The following is an 18,668-nucleotide window of genomic DNA, read 5'->3' on the forward strand; positions in this document are numbered from 1 at the left end:
CGAGAGGTCGCTCGTATGCTCGGACGCATGACCAACAGCGCGCCGCAGGACCCAGGCCATCAGGAGCCGGCCCCCGAGCCGGCCCGACCCACCGCCAACGCCATGCGCCGCGCCCTCAAACGCGCCAGGGACGGCGTCGCGCTCGACACCGCGGAGGCGGCCGTGCTGCTCCAGGCGCGCGGCGACGACCTGAAGGACGTCGCCGCGTCCGCCGCGCGGGTGCGTGACGCGGGGCTCGCGGCGGTGGGGCGGCCGGGTGTCATCACGTACTCGAAGAAGGTCTTCATCCCGCTGACGCGGCTCTGTCGCGACAAGTGCCACTACTGCACCTTCGTGACCGTGCCCGGCAAGCTGCGGCGCGAGGGCCACGGGATGTTCCTCTCGCCCGACGAGGTCATCGACATCGCGCGGCGCGGCGCCGAAATGGGCTGCAAGGAAGCCCTGTTCACGCTCGGCGACCGGCCCGAGGACCGCTGGCCCGAGGCGCGCGAGTGGCTGGAGGCGGAGGGCTACGACGACACGCTCGCCTACGTCCGCGCGATGGCGATCCGCGTCCTGGAGGAGACGGGCCTGCTCCCGCACCTCAACCCGGGCGTCATGACCTGGACCGACCTGCAGCGGCTCAAGCCGGTGGCGCCGTCCATGGGCATGATGCTGGAGACGACGGCGACGCGGCTGTGGAGCGAGCCGGGCGGCCCGCACCACGGCTCGCCCGACAAGGAGCCCGCGGTCAGGCTGCGGGTCCTGGAGGACGCGGGCCGTTCGAACGTGCCCTTCACCACGGGCGTCCTGATCGGGATCGGCGAGACGTACGAGGAGCGGGCGGACGCGCTCTTCCGCCTGCGCTCGACGCAGCGTTCGTACCACGGCATCCAGGAAGTCATCGTGCAGAACTTCCGCGCCAAGCCGGACACGGCCATGCGCGGCATGCCGGACGCGGAGCTGGAGGAGCTCGCCGCGTGCATCGCGGTGGCCCGGCACATCCTGGGCCCGAGCGCCCGCATCCAGGCGCCGCCGAACCTGGTGGACGCGGAGTACGCGCTGCTCATCGGCGCGGGCATCGACGACTGGGGCGGGGTGTCGCCGCTGACGCCCGACCACGTGAACCCCGAGCGCCCCTGGCCGCACATCGACGAGCTGGCGCGGAAGACCGCGGAGGCGGGCTTCACGCTGCGCGAACGGCTCACGATCTACCCGGAGTTCATCGAGCGCGGCGAGCCCTGGCTCGACCCGCGTCTCCTGCCGCACGTGCGCGCGCTGGTCGACCCGGAGACGGGTCTGGCGAACGAGGACGCCCGGCCGAGCGGCCTGCCCTGGCAGGAGCCCGACGAGGGGTACGTCGCCTCGTCCGGCCGCACGGACCTGCACCGCACGATCGACACGACGGGCCGCACCTCGGACCGCCGCGACGACTTCGACGAGGTGTACGGCGACTGGGACGCCCTGCGCGAGCAGGCCGCGCCCGGCATGGTCCCCTCGCGCATCGACGGCGACGTACGGGCGGCCCTGAAGACGGCGGCCGACGATCCGACGCGCCTGACGGACGAGCAGGCGCTGGCCCTGCTGCACGCGGACGGGCCCGCGCTCGACGCGCTGTGCGGCATCGCGGACGACCTGCGCAAGTCCGTGGTCGGCGACGACGTCACGTACATCGTCACGCGCAACATCAACTTCACGAACGTCTGCTACACCGGCTGCCGCTTCTGCGCCTTCGCCCAGCGCAGGACGGACGCGGACGCGTACACGCTCTCCCTGGACCAGGTCGCCGACCGGGCCGCGCAGGCGTGGGAGGTGGGCGCCACCGAGGTGTGCATGCAGGGCGGCATCCACCCGGACCTGCCGGGCACCGCGTACTTCGACATCGCGCGGGCGGTGAAGGAGCGCGTGCCGGGCATGCACGTGCACGCCTTCTCGCCGATGGAGGTCGTGAACGGCGCGACGCGGACCGGTCTTTCGATACGGGACTGGCTCAGCGCCGCGAAGGAGGCGGGGCTTGACTCGATCCCCGGCACGGCCGCGGAGATCCTCGACGACGAGGTGCGCTGGGTCCTGACCAAGGGCAAGCTGCCGACGGCGACGTGGATCGAGGTGGTCAGCACGGCGCACGAGCTGGGCATCCGCTCGTCCTCCACGATGATGTACGGGCACGTGGACCAGCCCAGGCACTGGCTCGGGCACTTCCGCACGCTGGCCGCGATGCAGCGGGATGCGCTGGCCAAGGGGGTGGAGGGGTTCACGGAGTTCGTGACGCTGCCCTTCATCCACACGAACGCGCCGGTGTATCTGGCGGGCATCGCGCGCCCCGGGCCGACCACCCGCGACAACCGCGCGGTGGTGGCGATGGCGCGGCTCCTGCTGCACCCGTACATCCCGAACATCCAGACCAGCTGGGTGAAGCTGGGCACGGAGGGGGCGGCGGAGATGCTGCGCTCGGGCGCGAACGACCTGGGCGGCACGCTGATGGAGGAGACCATCTCCCGGATGGCGGGCTCCAGTTACGGCTCGTACCGCTCCGTGAAGGATCTGATCGCGATCGCGGAGGAGGCGGGGCGTCCGGCGAAGCCGCGGACGACGCTGTACGGAGAGGTGCCGCTGGAGCGCCAGGAGGCGGCCGCCGCGTCGGACGGCCACCTCCCGGAGCTGCTTCCCGTCCTGGACTGACTCGGGGGACGTGTCAGCCCTTCGGGGGCGGGGTCAGGAGAGCTCGCCGCCGAAGCGGGCTCCCGCCTCCGGGGTGCCGAGCGAGGACGGGCTGAACGACGTGATGCCGGTCGTCGTCAGGCCCGTCTTCGCGCCGCGGAACAGCCAGGCGGCGCCGGAGTCCTTGGTCGTGCCGTCCTCCAGCGGGGCGCCCACGGTCAGGTCGGCGAGGCCGTCCTTGTTCACGTCGGAGAGCTTGACCTCGGTGCCGAAGTTGTCGCCGGACTCCGAGACGCCGGGGACGCCGGCCGTGGTCTGGTTGAAGGCCTGGGCGCCGGTGCCGGTCAGGCCGTTCGCGCCGCCCTTGAGCAGGACGACGGCGCCCGTGTCCCCGGCGGAGTCGACGTCCTCGCCGGGCACGCCGACCGCGATGTCCGGGTAGCCGTCGCCGGTGACGTCACCCGCGGAGAGCGAGTAGCCGAACTGGTCGCCCCGGTCGTTCAGGTCGGGGTCGCCCTGCTCGCCCACGCCGGGGACGCCTGCGGTGTCCTGGGTGATCTTCGCGGTGCGGCTGGAGAAGCCGGACGCGGAGCCGTAGACGACCCGGACGGCGCCCGCGTCGTACACCTGCATCTCGGACACCTCGTCGACCTCGCGGGCCACGAGGTCGCCGTAGCCGTCCTTGTCCACGTCGGCGATGACGCCGTTCGTCGTGAACTTCTTGACCGGCGTCGAGGTCTTGGAGAGGCCTTCCTTGCTGCCCTTCCACAGGCGCGAGGAGTACTGCATCTCCTCGAAGTCGTGGCTGGTGACGAGGTCGTCGGCGCCGTCACCGGTCACGTCGCCGACCATGAGCTCCTTGGGCCCGTCGTCTCCGTTCTCGACGGACGAGGTGGAGGCGGGCTTCCCGGCGCGGGTGAACGGGCCGTAGCGCACCTCGAGCGTGGACGAGGAGTTGGCGACGAGGTCGGTCTTGCCGTCGCCGTTGAAGTCGCCCGCCTTCAGGGTCTGGATGTACTCGCCCGGCAGCTCGGTGCCCTGGGTCAGGCCGCTCGCGGAGCCCCAGACCACCACGTCCTTGGGGCCGTTGTTCAGGATGAGGTCGGTGTATCCGTCCCCGTCCAGGTCGGCCGCCTCGGTGCTCCCGCCGAAGCCGCCGCCCTCCTCGGGGTCGCCGGGCACACCCGCGGTGGTGCGGTCGATCTGCTTGGCGTGCGCGGTGTCGGCGCCGGACGCCGAGCCGTAGACGATCGATACGTAGCCTGCGCCGGCGGTGCCGTTCACGGCGCCGCGGTACGCGGAGACGGCGAGGTCGGCGTATCCGTCATGGTTGAAGTCGGTCACGGGCTTGCCCGCCGCGTTGGGGGCCGCGGTTGCGGCACCCGCGGTGGCCACGACGGCGAACGGGGTCGCGAGCGCGGTCACCGCGACGGCGGCTATGAGTGAGCGACGCACTGGTCCTCCTGTGGGGAAACTTCTGTGACGTGAGGGAAGACAGGCATCCGGCGGTAGTGGTTGTACACCGCAGGTTCTTGTTACCGGCCCCGGACATTTACCTTCAGGTGCCACGGATTTCGGCCGTTCGGTTTCGGCCCGGCGGTCCGCGGCCGGTGAAAGACTGTGGGCAGGGCACGACTTGGGCGGTCAGTCGGGTACGCGGGGAGGGTGAGGCCTGTGGTGGCGTCGGGCGGGGCGGCACAGCCGTCCATGCAGGAGCTGATACGCCGCCGGAGGCGGGCGGGGTTCGTCGGGCGCCGGGGCGAACTCGACGCGTTCCGCGCGAACTTCGACGTGCCGCCCGGTGACGACCGGCACCGCTTCCTCTTCCACGTCCACGGGATCGGCGGCGTCGGCAAGACGTCCCTGGTCCGGGAGTGGGAGCAACTGGCGCGCGAGCGGGGCGCCTTGACCGCCTACCTGGACGAAGCGGTGGGCAGCGTGCCCGAGGCGATGGCGGCGATCAGCGCCCAGTTCGCCCTCCAGGGCCGCCGCTGCAAGGAGCTGAACCGGCTCCTGACGGCCCACCGCGAGCGCCGTCACGAAGCGGAGTCGGCATCGGTGGAGGCGATGCTCGACCCGGGGCAGGAGCCCGGCACGGGCGCGCCGCCCCCGCCCTCGGCGGGCAGCATGACGGCGGCTCGCGCGAGCCTGGTCGGCCTCGGTCTGCTGCCGGGTGTCGGAGCCTTCGCCGGAGCGGTGGACCCGGCTCGACTGGCCCAGGGCGCGGACCGGTTGCGCGCCGGGCTGAGCGCACGCCTCGGCAACCAGGACGACGTGCAGCTGGTCCTGTCCCCGGAGCGGGTCCTCACGCCGGTTCTCCTGGCCGAACTGGCCGATGCCGCGAAGGCCGCGCCGTGGGTCGTCCTGTTCTTCGACACGTACGAGAGGACAGCGCCGTTCCTGGACGGCTGGCTGCACGACGTGATGACGACCGACCGGCACGGCGCGTTCCCCGCGAACGTGGTCGTGGTGACGGCGGGCCACCACCCCTTCGACACGGCCCGCTGGGGCGGCTACGCGGACTTCGTGACGGACGTGCCACTGGGCCCCTTCACGGAGTTGGAGGCGCGGGGACTGCTCGCCGGGAAGGGGGTGGTGGCGGAGCCGGTGGTGGAGGAGGTGCTGCGGCTCTCCGGGGGCCTGCCCGTCCTCGTCTCCACCCTCGCCGAGGGCAGGCCCGCCGCCCCGGACGACGTGGGCGATCCCAGCGCCACCGCGGTGGAGCGCTTCCTGAAGTGGGAGCGGGACCCCGTGCGCCGCTCGGCGGCGCTGGCGTGCGCGCTGCCCAGGAGCTTCGACGCGGACGTGTTCCGTGCGGCGGTGGGCGGGATCTGCACGGACGGTGAGGTGCCCGGACTCTTCGGCTGGCTGCGGGGGCTGCCGTTCGTGAGCGACCGGGGCGATCGGGTGCGGTACCACGACGTGGTGCGGGCGCCGATGCTGCGGCTGCAGCGCAATCGCTCGCCACGGGGGTGGACGGAGGCGCACGCGCGGCTCGCGGAGACGTTCGCCGGGTGGCGGCGCGAGGCGGAGACGGTCCTTGAACCGGCGGAGCTGTGGAAGGACGAGCCGTGGCGGGAGCTGCGGCTCGCGGAGTCGTACCACCTGCTGTGCGCGGGGTCACGGGCGGCGTTGCCCGTGGTGCTGCGGGACGTCGTGAACGCCTGCGACAAGGGCGAGGTCATCGCCCGGCGCTGGGTGCAGGTCCTGCTGGACGCGGGAGCGGACGCCGGTGCCGCGGCGGCCGGCAAGTGGGGGCGGGACCTGCTGGACGCGCTGGCGGAAGGGTCGTGCATCGCCGCCCTGGGGCTGCTCGCCGACCGCGCCGGACTCGATGACCGCGGCCAGGCGGTGGCGCGGATGCTGCGGGGGCGCGACCATCGCAACAACGGGGCGTACGAGGAGGCGCTGGCCGAGTACGACCGGGCTCTCGCACTCGATCCGGAGCTGGCGCGGGCCTACTACGGCAAGGGCTCGACCCGCGCGAGGCAGGGCGACCTCGCCGCCGCGATCACCGAACTCGACCGGGCACTCGACCTCGCGCCGGACTACGTCCAAGCCCTCAGGATTCGAGGCGAGTTCCACCGGTCGCTCGGCCACTTCGGTGAGGCCCTCAGGGACCTGGGACGGGCGATCGAGCTCCAGCCGACGGACGCGTTCCCCTGGGCGTCCCGGGGTGCCACCTGGCACAGCGCCGGAGAGCACGACGAAGCCCTCGCCGACCTGAACCGGGCGTTGGAGCTCGACCCCGAATACGTATGGGCGTTGGTCCGGCGAGCGCGGCTGCGGCGTGACCGCGACGAGCACACGCAGCAGATGGCCGACCTGGACCGGGCGGTCCAACTGGCCCCGGAATCGGCGACGGTGGCGTGCGCGCGGGGTGACGCGCTGCGGATCGCGGGCGACTACGCGGAGGCCCTCGCGGAGTACGACCGGGCCCTTGGGCTCAACGACGCCTATGCGTCCGCGTATGCGAGCCGCGGTGTGACGCATGGCCGCCTGAACCGCCATGACCGGGCGCTGGCGGACCTCGACCGTGCCGTGGAGCTGTCCCCCGGCTACGCCTGGGCGCTGGCCCAGCGCAGCGTGGTTCACACCGCCCTGGGAGCCCACGAGGAAGCGTTCGCCGACGCGGACCGTGCCCACACCCTGTCGCCCGACTCGGGCTGGTTCCTGACCTGCCGGGGGAACGCGCTGCGCTCCCTGGGGCGCCTCGACGAGGCGCGCGCCGACCTGGACCGTGAGATCGGGCGCAATCCGGGCAGCGCGTGGGTGCTCGTCCACCGCAGTGCCGTCCTGCGCGAACTCGGCCTCTACCGCGAGGCCTTGGCCGATCTCGACGGCGCGCTCCTGATCGATGCCGGGAACGGCGGGGCCCTGCGTCAGCGGGCGGCCACCCTGATGGTCACCGGAAGGGCCGAACAGGCCCTGGCCGATCTCGCCCGCTGCGCCGAGACCGGGTCCGCTTCGGCATGGGCCCACCGCAGGGCCGCCGAGATCCACCATTGGTCCGGCCGGAACCGTGAGGCGATGGCCGAACTGTGCGCGGTGGACGCGGCCGGGCACGAGGATCCGAATTTCCTGGAGGAAGTGGGCAAGGCGCACCGCAGGGCGGGGAGATGGGCCCACGCCCGCGACGCGGCCCGCAGGCTCCGCGCGCGGGACGAGGTGCTGGGCACGTGCGACCTCGCCCTGGCGATGAGCGGTTCCGACGGAGTGACCGCTGCCGGTCCGCTGTGGCGGGAGGCCGCCCGGCTGGTGGCCCGTGCGGATCTGCATCCCGCGGATCGCGACTTCGCGGCCGCGCTGACCGCCGCGGGCCTCGAGGACTGGACCGCGCTCGACCACGGGCTCGCACGCGTCCTTGCCGTACCGCGCGAGTGGGACGACCTGGCCGAGCTGGCCGACCTGCTCGCCGAACTCCTGCGCGCCCCCGGAGCCGACCGGCACCGCCTGGCCCCGCGCCTGTCCAGGGTCGTCGCGGCGCGGGACGCCTTCCAGGCGCTATACGCGGAGTCCGGCCCTGTCGCGTAGGTGAGGAAGCCGGACCAGGGGCGGCCGGACCACGATCGGCCGGACCTGGCCGGGCGGCCGGACCGGCCCACCCCCGTGTGGCCGTGGCATGGACGTTTCGCGGCCCTCCGGAGGCCGATGAAGAGGCCCCGTGAAGACCGGTCAAAAGTGATCTCAGGGGTGACTCTTCAGATATCCCTTCGCCTCCGAACCGACCGTTCCCGGTCGATTACAGTGCTGCGCAGAAGTGCAGGCGGAGAGCAGGGAAGGAGGTGCCGTGAGCACCGCAGCAGCCACCGGAGTCTGGGGCCGCGCCGAGCAGCAGGATTTCCGCAGCCGGGTCCGCGGCACGCTGCTCGGGGCCGCCGTCGGCGACGCGCTCGGCGCCCCCGTCGACTCGCTGAGCCTCGACGGGATACGGGAGGCCCACGGTGCGGAAGGGCTGACCGAGCCCGCCCCCGCTCACGGCAGGCGCGGCGCCGTCACCGCCGCCACACAGCTCACCCTCTTCACCGTCGACGGACTCATACGCGCCCAGGTCCGGCGCGACACCGGCGCCTGGCACCCGCCCACCGATCTGCACCGCGCCTACCGCCGCTGGGCGGCCACCCAGAGCGACTGGGGGCCCGACGAGCGGCGCAAGGAAGACGGCTGGCTGGCCCGTGAGGAGTGGCTCTACTCGCGCCGCTCGCCTGCCCGCGCCTGCCTGACCGGGCTCGGGGACGAGAACATGGGGACGCTCGAAGCCCCCAAGAACCCCGAGGAAAAGGGCGCCGAGGCCGTCACGCGGTCCGCGCCCTTCGGTCTCCTGGTCGGCTGGGAGCCGCAGCTGGTGCTCCAGCTCGCCGTGGAGTGCGCCGTGCAGACGCACGGACATCCCACCGCCTACCTGGCGGCCGGCGCGCACACCATCCTCGTACACGGTCTCGCCCGCGGAGAGTCCCTGGACGGCGCCATCCAGCGGGCCCTCGCGCTCCTTGCCGCCCGGCCCGGCCACCAGCCCGTCACCGACGCGCTGAAGCACGCGCTGGGTGCCGTGCGGCAGGGGATGCCCACGCCCTCCCGGGTGGAGGAGCTGATGGGGGACGGCGGCGCGGAGGGCGCGCTCGCCGCCGCCGTCTACTGCGCCCTCGTGGGCGAGGACATCCGCCACGGACTGCGCCTTGCCGTCAACCACGGGGGCGCGTCCGCCGCCGCGGGAGGCATCTGCGGGGCACTGCTTGGCGCGCTGCACGGGGAGACCGCGCTGCCCCCGGGCTGGCTCACCGAGCTGGAGGGGCGCGCGACGATGCTTGAGCTGGCCGACGACTTCGCGATGGAGATGACGCAGGGGCCCGCGCTGCACGGGCCCGCCGTTTCCTCGCCGGGGTGGCTGGCGCGGTATCCGCGGGCGTGAGGACCTGACGACGGAGAGCGCCGGACAGGCTGCGAACAGCCTGTCCGGCGTTTGAGGGCGAACTCGGCGAAGCCGGTGGTCTGCGGCAGGAAGCCGGTGGTCTACGGCAGCCGGCCCTGCGGGGTGACCACCCCGTCGGCCTCTCCCGGCCGGGGCGGAACAACCGCGGCGCCTGCGGAGCCGTCGTCGTCCGTGTTGATCTTCTCGATGATCGCGTCCCGCTCCGGAGTGTCCTCCGGCTTCAGGTGGCCGACCAGGATGTAGAGGATCAGCGAGACCGCCAGCGGGATCGAGACCTGGTACTCCAGCGGCACCCCGCCCTCGACGCTCCAGTTGATCGGGTAGTTGACCAGCCAGAAGGCGAGCAGACCCATCGACCAGCTGGTCAGCGCCGCGGTCGGCCCCGACTTGCGGAACGTGCGCAGCAGACCCAGCATCATCGGGATCGCGATCGGACCCATGAGGCCCGCCACCCACTTGATGACGACCGTGATGATGTCCTTGAAGGCGGGGGAGTTGACCTGCGTCGCCACCGCCATCGACAGGCCCAGGAAGACCACCGTCGTCAGACGGGCCGCGATGAGGCCCTTGCGGTCGTTCCAGCTCCTGGCCGCCTTGGACACCACCGGCGCCACGTCCCGCGTGAAGACCGCCGCGATCGCGTTCGCGTCGGACGAGCACATGGCCATCGTGTGCGAGAAGAAGCCGACGATTACCAGACCCAACAGGCCGTGCGGCAGCAGCTGTTCGGTCATCAGGGCGTACGAGTCCGAGCCGTCGGGCTTCTTCGCGTCCACCAGGAGCGGGGACATCCACATCGGGAAGAAGAGGACGACCGGCCACACCAGCCACAGGATCGCCGAGAGCCGGGCCGAGCGCGCGGCCTCGCGGGGGGTCGCCGTGGCCATGTAGCGCTGGGCCTGGTTGAGCATGCCGCCGTTGTACTCGAAGAGCTTGATGAACAGGAATGCCAGCAGGAAGACCGTCCCGTACGGCCCGACCAACGGCTGGCCGTGGCCCGCGAGTTCGGGCTCGTCCCAGACCCCGAAGAATCCGCCGTGGTCGCCGAGCTTGGACACCACGGCCACGAACATCGCGACACCGGCCAGGAGCTGGATGATGAACTGGCCCAGCTCGGTGAGCGCGTCGGCCCACAGGCCGCCGATCGTGCAGTAGATGGCCGTGATCACGCCGGTGATCAGGATGCCCTGGTTGATCGAGATGCCGGTGAAGACGGAGAGCAGCGTGGAGATGGCGGCCCACTTGGCGGCCACGTCCACGATCTTCAGGAGCATGCCGGACCAGGCGAGCGCCTGCTGGGTCTTCAGGTTGTAGCGGTTCTTGAGGTACTCCAGCGGCGAGGCCACGTGCAGCCGTGAGCGCAGCCGGTTGATGCGGGGTGCGAAGAGCTTCGAGCCGATGGCGATGCCGAGCGCGATCGGGAACGACCAGGTGATGAAGGACGTGACGCCGTAGGTGTACGCGATGCCCGCGTACCCGGTGAACATCACCGCGCTGTAGCCGGACATGTGGTGCGAGATGCCGGACAGCCACCAGGGCATCTTGCCGCCCGCGGTGAAGAAGTCGCTCACGTTGTCCACGCGCTTGTGGGACCAGACGCCGATCGCGACCATGATGCCGAAGTAGCCGATGAGCACGGCCCAGTCGAGACTGTTCATGTGCCCCCTCCAGGGGTCCGCCTTGTGAACTGCGCTGAAATGCCGTGCACTTCGCCAGTTTCGTGTCATACGGGACGTGGGCGGCCTTGAAGTGCCCGCTCATGGTGGGTTCGGGCGGACGCCGCGGACAACCGCCCGTAAGGTCAAGAGCGAGTAAAATCGTTCTGTTTGCTGACCTTCGTTCACATCCTTGATTCTGGATGACCTTCTGAAGGGGCTCTGAAGAGGTTCTGAAGAGGTTCTGAAGGGGGTCTGAAAACACGCGAAAACGGCTGTACGGGACCCGAGTCCCGTACAGCCGTGGCCTGTTCCGCGCGGCGGTCGACGCCTACCGCATCAGCTCGCCCGCGTTCACCAGAAGCGACTGCCCCGTGATCGCCCGCGCCCGGTCCGACGCGAGGAAGACCGCCGCGTCCGCCACGTCCCCGTCCGTGGCGAGGTCCGGCAGTGCCATCCGCTCCGCCAGGCGCCCCCGCACCTCCTCCTCCGGCACTCCCTCGGTGTGCGCGGTGAACTGGACGTAGGCCTCGACCGGCGGGCCCCACATCCAGCCGGGCAGCACCGTGTTGACCCGGATGCGGTCAGGTCCCACCTCGTGCGCCAGCGAGTACATCGCCGACGTCAACGCGCCCTTCGAGGCCGCGTACGCCGCCTGCCGCACCTGCGAGGGCGCCGCGACGGCCGACTGCGTGCCGATGAACACCACCGAGCCGCCGCGCTCCTTGAGCGCGGGCAGGCAGGCCCGCGTCATCCGCAGCGTGCCGAGCAGATTGACGTCGATGACCTGCTGCCAGGTGTCGAAGTCGGCGTCCCGCACGCCCCCGAAGTAGCTGTCCCAGGCGGCCACGTGGACGACCGCGTCGATCCCGCCGAAGCGCTCGCGCGCCAGGTCGGCCAGGGCCTCGCACTGGGCCTCGTCGGTGATGTCGGTCGCGCGGTACGCCGTCCGCGTGCCCTCGGGATCGATCTCCGCCGCCGACTTGGCGAGGTTCGCCTCCGTGCGCGCCCCGAGGACGGCCCGGCCCCCGTCGCGCACGACGGCGGCCGCCACCTGGTGACCGAGACCGGCACCGACACCCGAGACGACGACGGTCTTTCCTTCGAGGAGCGAGCGCATGGGGCGCCTCCCGGCTCTGGCAGTTTTGCTGACGGGGCGTCAGAGTATGGGCGTCCACCGGAGGAAGGAAGAGGGGAAAGGGGAGAGGCATGAGCGACGACACCCGCGAGAACACGGGCGAGACCCGGGAGAACACGCGTGAGAACACCCGCAGCGAGGTGTACGGGGAGCTGGCCGGCGTCGGGCCCTACGGCGTGCACCCGGGCCACGCCCTGATCACCATGGTCGAGCCGCACCCGGGCCACGAGTACGCGTACAACCGCTGGTACGAGGACGACCACTACTACGCGGGTGCGATGGCGATGCCCTGGATGTACGCGGGCCGCCGCTGGGTCGCACCCCGCGAGCTCCAACTCCTGCGCATCCCGGAGAAGTCCGCCGTCGCCCAGCCGGTGACCGCGGGCTGCTACCTCTCCACGTACTGGGTCACCGAGGGCCGCTACGACGAGCACATGAAGTGGACCGTCGGCATCAACAAGCGCCTCAACCGCGACGGCCGCGTCTACCAGGACCGCACGCACGTCTTCACGGCCTTCCAGGACCACGAGGCCACCGTCTACCGCGACGGGGCGGCCGGGCCCCGCGACTTCCACGCGCTGGACCACCCCTACCAGGGCCTCGTCCTGGAGGTCGTCGACGCCGAGTCGGGCGAGCGGCGGGAGGAGCTGCTCGAATGGCTGCGGGCCAAGCAGCTGCCGCGCGCCCTGGCCGGGTCACCGGCCGCGATGGTGACGATCTTCCGGCCGACGCCGCTGCCGGGGGACCGCATGACGTACGTGAAGCAGGTCGAGGGGGTCGACACGCGGCTGACGCTGCTCTGGTTCCTGCAGGCCGATCCGCGGGAGTGCTGGCAGGAGCACTTCGCCGGGCGGGCGGATGCGGTTGCGGAGTCGGGCCTCGGGCGGGTGGAGCTGGTGGCGCCGTTCATTCCCACGGTGCCGGGGACGGACCTGTACGTCGATCAACTGCGGTAGCCGATCAGTTCACTTCACTGGTCCGTCCGCTGGCTCGGCGGCGCACGGTCCGCGCGTAGACCGCGCGTAGACCGCGCGTAGACCGCGCGTAGACCGCGCGTAGACCGCGCGTAGACCGCGCGTAGACCGCGCGTAGGGCCGAGCCCCCTCGGCCGGGACGGCGGGCCAGTCGAGAGGGCTCAATCGGTTCTGCTTATGCGGTTGTTGATCTCTCGCTGATCCTGTGGTGCTGATGCGCGACGTGGTGCCTATCAGCCGAGGTGTGACGTCTCCCGGCCGACCTCGGAGACGAACGCGCGCCACGAGTCGGAGGGAAAGGCGAGGACGGGGCCCTCGGTGACCTTTGAGTCCCTGACCGAAATGGCCGTTGAAATCGGTGACTTGACCTCGACGCATGCGCCGTTTCCCGTGGAATACGAGGACTTGACCCACGTATTCGTAGCGCCCTGATGAATTGCCATGGTTACTCCGGTTTGCCCAGTTGTTGAGTTGCGGTCACCGCCAAGAGCGGCTGCGCCAACAGGTGTTGCTTGATGGCGTGAATGACGCTACTCGCCAACATCGCTGAGTGAAGGGAGCGTTCACTCAACCGGATGGCATATTCCAGTGGGGTCTTCCGCCCCGCCGAGGGCAAGGTGTACCGTGCGGCGCGCTCGCGTGCGGGGCGGTCATATACGCGCTGGGCGATCTAGCGTGCGTACTCTTTCGCGATGTCTGCGATGAGTTGGCGTGATTGGTCCACGTTCAGGGCCTGTGCCCGCAGATGTTCGTACATCACGCTGTACTGCTGGACGTCGTTCGCTTTCTCCAGATAGAGATCGCTCGTCACGCCCTCGATGTAGACCACGCTGGAATCCGCGGCGTCCGGGAATTCGAGAATGGCGTACTGGCCGTTGAGGCCGGGGTGCGCGCCCATCTCGAAGGGAATCACCTGGACGGTCACGTGCGGCAGTTGTGACTGCTCCACGAGGTGTTCGAGCTGGTCGCGCATGAGATGCCGGGAGCCGACCACGCGGCGCAGCGCGGACTCGTCCAGGACGGTCCACAGACGCAGTGGATTCTCCGGCGCGCTGATGCGCTCCTGGCGGCGGACACGGACCTGGACGCGCTTCTCGATGTCCGTCGGCGTGGTCTCCGGCAGCGCGCCGGTGATGAGCGCCTCCGCGTACGGACGGGTCTGCAGCAGGCCGGGGACGACCTGCGGGTCGTACACGCGCAAGGAGGCCGCGTCCGTCTCCAGACCGATGTAGACGCTGTACGGGATGTCCCCGAAGGAGTGCCACCAGCCCTGCTGGCGGGAGTCCTTGGCCATTTGCATGAGCGAGTCGACGATGCGGTGGTCCTCCACCTCGTAGACCCCGCAGAGATCGCGTACATCGCGCTGACTGATCGAACGGCGGCCGTTCTCGAGGCGGCTGATCTTCGACTGCGAGACCAGCAGGCGCTCGGCGACCTCCTCGGCCGTCATGCCCTTGAGCTCGCGGAGCCTGCGGAGCTCCTGGCCCAACCGGCGTCGCCTGACGGTGGGATTGACACTGGACGCCACGGACGTGCACCTCCGACTACATGCCTCTACTTTGCGTATCTGCTGTTCAGCAGAGTGCCACCAACGCGTCGCGCACCGCTGGGAAACAGCCGATGTGCGGTGCGAACCGCAATGCGACGCGAAGACGGACATGAGGACTGGTGGTGAGGGGTGCGGCCCGGCTGCGCGGCGCCACGACATGCGGCCGCGCGGGGCGGAGGTACCGGTGTCGTCGTCCGGACGCTCCGGTGCCAGTGCCCCGCGCGGCCCAGCGGCTCCCGTACCGGGTCTGGGGGACTGCGGTGCGGCGTTGCTGTTGCCGATACTGCGGTGCTGCGGTGAGTCTTTACTGCGGTGCGTCGATCGATGCCGACCGGCTAGTGGGCCACGGCACGTGCCATGGACCCGCGGCGCGGCTGCATCGGAACCCCGCCGGGTTCCGGCGCGGTCCTGGCCGGCTGTCGGCCACCGCCGTGTCCACCTGGTCCGCCCGGCCCGCCCGGTCCCGCTGGGGCCGGGCTGCGGCGTGGCTGAGCGGCCACACCGTTCTGGACGTCCATCACGGCGTGCGCCACGAGGCCGCCCATCGGGTCGTGCCTGATCAGGTCCCGGAGACGGGAGCGCGATGAACGCCCCTCGTTGCCGGGGTAGAGGTGCTTGCCGAGTCCCACTGCGTGAGCGAGCGCGGCGAGCGCCGCGGTCCGCGGGTCCGGCGGTACGCCGGTGCGGATCGCACTGTCCAGCCGGGACCTGATGTCCCGGCTGATTGCCGTGTCCGTCGCTTGGTAGCGAGTCGTCGGCAGCACTCCGCACATCTGGCCCGAAACGGCATGCACCATGCCGCACCGCTCCAGGTGCGCGAGGTAAATCTGGCGCAGCCCCAGTCGGGGCCCGCCAATCCAGTGGACTGCCCGAACCGGGCTGCCGCGCCTGCGCAGCAGTTCCAGTGCGGAGTCCAGAGTCGGATCTCCGGTCGGCCGTGGCATCACCACGGCGATACGATCCCCGTCTGGGGCTATCCGTCCGGCCAGCGCCAGCTCCACTAGCTGTGCTCCGGCCAGACCGAGGTCGAGCGACTGCGGCTGCGCTGTGGTACCCGTGGCCGGGTCCAAAGCGAGCAGCAGAAGCTCCTCCGGAATTGTTCTGCGGCTCCTGCCCATCCATGCCTCCCCGCGTGGATGAATGACAGGGTGACCCCTCTCACATTGGTCTGTCGAGAGTGCGTGACCGGTAAGTACGGGAACCAGTAGGTATGTCGTTCTCGTCTACCACGGGGGTTAAGCCCCCACACAGGACACTGGTACATGGTTCGGACAGCGGGTCCGGCCATGTTTTGGCGCAACGGCAACGCGAGCGGCATGGCGTACGAGGAGGCATCGGTGGCGGGCGAGACCCCCGACAGGTCGAAGCAGCGGAAGTCGTCGGGGAAACCGACTGGGGCAGAACCGTCCGTGCCGGCACCGGAGGAACGCGACCCGCGTCTGGCGGTGGCCCGCGAGGTCCCCGCGGCGCGGGAGGAGTCCCCGGCGAAGGAATCCCCGGCGAGCGAGGAGCAGCGCCAGGACCGGGCGACGGCGGTCTTCTCGACGAAGGCGGTCGCGGAAGCGGCGGCGGCGTCCGGGACCGCGGGTTCCGGGGACTCCAAGGGCTCCGCGGAGTCCGAGGGCTCTGAGGGCCCCGCCGAGGGCGCCGCGAGCGCCGAGGGCGAGCCCAAGGGCGCGGAGAAGGGCGACGCGCGGCTGCGGGCCGCAGTGGCGGCGTGGGTGGCCTCGGCGGACGAGGAGGCCCCCGAGGCCGCGGATGCCGGGAAGCCCGCGGAGAAGGCGGCTGCGACCGGCGAGGAGAGCTCCTCGGAGGAGGGCTCCTCCGGCGCCGGTGCGGCCTCCGACGCTTCGGCTGCGTCCGGCGACTCCGATGAGGCCGGTGACGCTGGCGACCCCAAGTCCGAGGCGACTGCCTCGGGCGTGGCTGCGGCTGCGGCCGGCGCGCGGAAGGATTCCCCCGACGCCGAGGCCCCGGCTGATGGCAAGGCCGAGACGGATGCCTCCGAGGAGGACGTGGCTGGCGCAGGGGAGAGCGGGTCCGACGCTTCGGCTGCGTCCGGCGACTCCGGCGACTCCGGCGACTCCAGCGACTCCGGCGACTCCGATGAGGCCGGTGACGCTGACGACCTCAAGTCCGAGGCGACCGCCTCTGGCGTGGCTGCGACAGCGGCTGCGGCTGCGGCGCAGGGCGCCGACGGCGACGAGAAGGATTCCCCCGACGCTGAGCCGGGTGCCGCCGCCGACGCCTCGGAAGGTTCGTCGGACGACGCCGACGAGACGCGTGAAGCCGACGCGGCCGACAGCGACGCCGACGCCGACGAGAAGGCCGGGAGCAAGGCCGAGGGCGAGCCCAAGGCCAAGGCCCCGGAACACCCCTCCGGCGGAGTCGACCAGGCCACCGCCGTCTTCAAGGCGTTGCCCCCGAAGGCGGTCGACCAGCCGACCACCATGCTCAAGATCGGCGACCACAAGCCGGGGGCCAAGAAGCCCGAGGACAAGCCCGCCGCAAAGCCGGAAGCAAAGCCGGAAGCAAAGCCCTCCGCCAAGCCGGAAGGTGCCGCCGAGCGCACCAGCAAGTTCGTCGCGCTCAAGCCCCTGGACAACGCACCGTCCAGCGGCGCGCTGCCCCCGGCCAAGGCGGCGGCCCCCGCGGCCGGAGCGACCGCGGCCGGAGCGACCGCGCCCGAGAAGGAGAAGGCCGCCGAGCCCGGCAGCGTGGGCCCCGAGCGCACCACCCAGCAGCCGCTCCCCCCGCGGCCCGCGCTCGACCTGCTCGCCGAGCTGACCAACACCCCGCCGCCGCCGGAGACCCCGGTCCGCACCGCCGTGCGGAGGGTCAAGATCTGGACGCCGCTGGTGCTGCTCATGGTGGTCGTCTTTGCGGTCGTACAGGCTGTGCGCCCGCTGCCGACGCCCACCCTCACGCTCACCGCGAAGGAGACGGTCACCTTCGAGGGAGGCAAGCCGTCCATGCCGTGGCCCAGCAAGGGCCAGGCGGCGATGGACGTGAACGGCATCGGGACGTTCGGCACGTCCGGCGACCAGAAGCCCGTGCCGATCGCGAGCATCGCCAAGGTCATGACGGTCTACCTCGTCCTGCGTGACCACCCCCTGAAGCCGGGCAACAACGGCCCGGACATCCCGGTCGACGCCGCCGCGGAGAAGCACTACGAGACCGGCAAGGCGGGCAACGAGTCGGTCGTCAAGGTCTCCGAGGGCCAGAAGATCAAGCAGTACGAGGCGCTGCAGGCGGTCATGCTGCCGTCCGCGAACAACATCGCCAAGCTGCTCGCCCGCTGGGACACCAAGAGCGATTCCGAGGACGAGTTCGTCGCGAAGATGAACAAGACCGCCAAGGAACTCGGCATGAAGAACACCCACTACACGGACCCCAGCGGCCTGGACAAGACGACCGTCTCGACCGCCGAGGACCTCGTGAAGCTGGGCCGGGCCGCGATGGAGGACCCGGTCTTCAACGAGATCTCGCGCCAGCCCAGCTACAAGGACCTCAACGGCGACAAGCAGAACAACTTCTTCGGGCTCGTCCCGACGGTCGCCATCGGCATCAAGACCGGCACCACCACCGCGGCGGGCGGCAACATCCTCTTCGCCGCGGAGAAGAAGGTCGGCGGCGAGACCCGCACGATCATCGGCGCCGCCCTCGGCCAGTACGGGCAGGACGGCGTGGCCAACATCGACCAGGTCACCGGGGTCACCCGCAAGCTGATCGAGGCCGGTCAGGGCGCGCTCACCGCCAAGACGATCGTGAAGAAGGGCGATGTCGTCGGCGAGGTCGACGACGGCCTGGGCGGCACGACCCCGGTCGTCGCCACCAAGGACGTCTCCGCCGCGGGCTGGTCGGGCCTGACCGTGAAGCTGAAGCTCGGCGAGGACGGCGGCGAAACCATCCCGCACTCGGCGAAGGCCGGTACCAAGGTCGGGGTCCTGAGCGTCGGCGACGGCAAGGACGGCGCCGTCGAGGTGCCCGTCGCGCTCCAGAAGGACCTCGCGGAGCCGGGCTTCGGAGCCAAGCTCCAGCGCGTCGGCTGAGGCATACGCGGCAGGCGTACGCACCAGGCATACGCACCGGGTGCGGGCGGTGGCACAAGCCGCCGCCCGCACCCGCGCCTTGGCCGAACTCCGCCGGACCCGCGCGGAGGGAGCCCCCACCCCGGGCTCCGTCCGTGCTGTGCGTGCTAGCGTCCTAAGTTCGGGGGTAGTACGCCGGGGCTGTGTGACGGGGTGTTCCGGGACGGACCCCCTGGCACGCCCCCCGGACG

At 71.1% G+C, this 18,668-nt stretch carries 11 protein-coding genes; 5 read left to right on the top strand and 6 right to left on the bottom strand.

Going from position 1 to position 18,668, the window contains the following annotated elements:
* Nucleotides 1–27 precede the first annotated feature (27 nt).
* The gene (locus tag ACZ6ZP_RS35435; RefSeq protein ID WP_361466217.1) at nucleotides 28–2,661 is read left to right on the top strand and encodes a bifunctional FO biosynthesis protein CofGH; all 2,634 of its coding nucleotides are present in this window, start codon (nucleotides 28–30) and stop codon (nucleotides 2,659–2,661) included.
* A 33-nt stretch (nucleotides 2,662–2,694) separates the two neighbouring features.
* On the opposite strand, the gene ACZ6ZP_RS35440 is transcribed toward ACZ6ZP_RS35435, so the two are convergent.
* Nucleotides 2,695–4,095: an FG-GAP-like repeat-containing protein gene (locus ACZ6ZP_RS35440; RefSeq protein WP_351162770.1), complete on the bottom strand. Its 1,401-nt coding sequence runs from the start codon at nucleotides 4,093–4,095 to the stop codon at nucleotides 2,695–2,697.
* 252 nt (nucleotides 4,096–4,347) lie between these two features.
* On the opposite strand from ACZ6ZP_RS35440, the gene ACZ6ZP_RS35445 reads away from it, so the two are divergent.
* Nucleotides 4,348–7,674, top strand: a complete 3,327-nt coding sequence (locus tag ACZ6ZP_RS35445) for a tetratricopeptide repeat protein (protein ID WP_469409897.1) — start codon at nucleotides 4,348–4,350, stop codon at nucleotides 7,672–7,674.
* A gap of 256 nt (nucleotides 7,675–7,930) precedes the next feature.
* Nucleotides 7,931–9,049, top strand: a complete 1,119-nt coding sequence (locus ACZ6ZP_RS35450) for an ADP-ribosylglycohydrolase family protein (protein WP_351162774.1) — start codon at nucleotides 7,931–7,933, stop codon at nucleotides 9,047–9,049.
* Nucleotides 9,050–9,150: 101 nt separating this feature from the next.
* On the opposite strand, the gene ACZ6ZP_RS35455 is transcribed toward ACZ6ZP_RS35450, so the two are convergent.
* The gene (locus tag ACZ6ZP_RS35455; protein WP_351162776.1) at nucleotides 9,151–10,728 is read right to left on the bottom strand and encodes a sodium:solute symporter family protein; all 1,578 of its coding nucleotides are present in this window, start codon (nucleotides 10,726–10,728) and stop codon (nucleotides 9,151–9,153) included.
* A gap of 328 nt (nucleotides 10,729–11,056) precedes the next feature.
* Nucleotides 11,057–11,845: an SDR family oxidoreductase gene (locus ACZ6ZP_RS35460; protein WP_351162778.1), complete on the bottom strand. Its 789-nt coding sequence runs from the start codon at nucleotides 11,843–11,845 to the stop codon at nucleotides 11,057–11,059.
* 89 nt (nucleotides 11,846–11,934) lie between these two features.
* Between ACZ6ZP_RS35460 and ACZ6ZP_RS35465 the strand changes: the two genes are divergently transcribed.
* Nucleotides 11,935–12,819 carry a hypothetical protein gene (locus ACZ6ZP_RS35465; protein WP_366462324.1) on the top strand — a complete coding sequence of 295 codons (885 nt, stop codon included), beginning with the start codon at nucleotides 11,935–11,937 and terminating at the stop codon, nucleotides 12,817–12,819.
* A 251-nt stretch (nucleotides 12,820–13,070) separates the two neighbouring features.
* On the opposite strand, the gene ACZ6ZP_RS35470 is transcribed toward ACZ6ZP_RS35465, so the two are convergent.
* The 3 genes from ACZ6ZP_RS35470 to ACZ6ZP_RS35480 all read right to left on the bottom strand — a co-directional run bounded on the left by ACZ6ZP_RS35470 (nucleotide 13,071) and on the right by ACZ6ZP_RS35480 (nucleotide 15,504).
* On the bottom strand, nucleotides 13,071–13,280 hold the full coding sequence (locus ACZ6ZP_RS35470; protein WP_351162781.1) for a DUF397 domain-containing protein: 210 nt from the start codon (nucleotides 13,278–13,280) through the stop codon (nucleotides 13,071–13,073).
* Between the two features lie 227 nt (nucleotides 13,281–13,507).
* The gene (locus tag ACZ6ZP_RS35475; RefSeq protein ID WP_249589348.1) at nucleotides 13,508–14,365 is read right to left on the bottom strand and encodes a helix-turn-helix domain-containing protein; all 858 of its coding nucleotides are present in this window, start codon (nucleotides 14,363–14,365) and stop codon (nucleotides 13,508–13,510) included.
* 356 nt (nucleotides 14,366–14,721) lie between these two features.
* Nucleotides 14,722–15,504 carry a GOLPH3/VPS74 family protein gene (locus tag ACZ6ZP_RS35480; protein ID WP_351162783.1) on the bottom strand — a complete coding sequence of 261 codons (783 nt, stop codon included), beginning with the start codon at nucleotides 15,502–15,504 and terminating at the stop codon, nucleotides 14,722–14,724.
* Nucleotides 15,505–15,672: 168 nt separating this feature from the next.
* Here ACZ6ZP_RS35480 and ACZ6ZP_RS35485 point away from each other — a divergent pair, with 168 nt between their 5' ends.
* On the top strand, nucleotides 15,673–18,438 hold the full coding sequence (locus tag ACZ6ZP_RS35485; protein WP_469409903.1) for a D-alanyl-D-alanine carboxypeptidase: 2,766 nt from the start codon (nucleotides 15,673–15,675) through the stop codon (nucleotides 18,436–18,438).
* Nucleotides 18,439–18,668 lie beyond the last annotated feature (230 nt).

Source organism: Streptomyces sp. NPDC054047 (assembly GCF_055585065.1).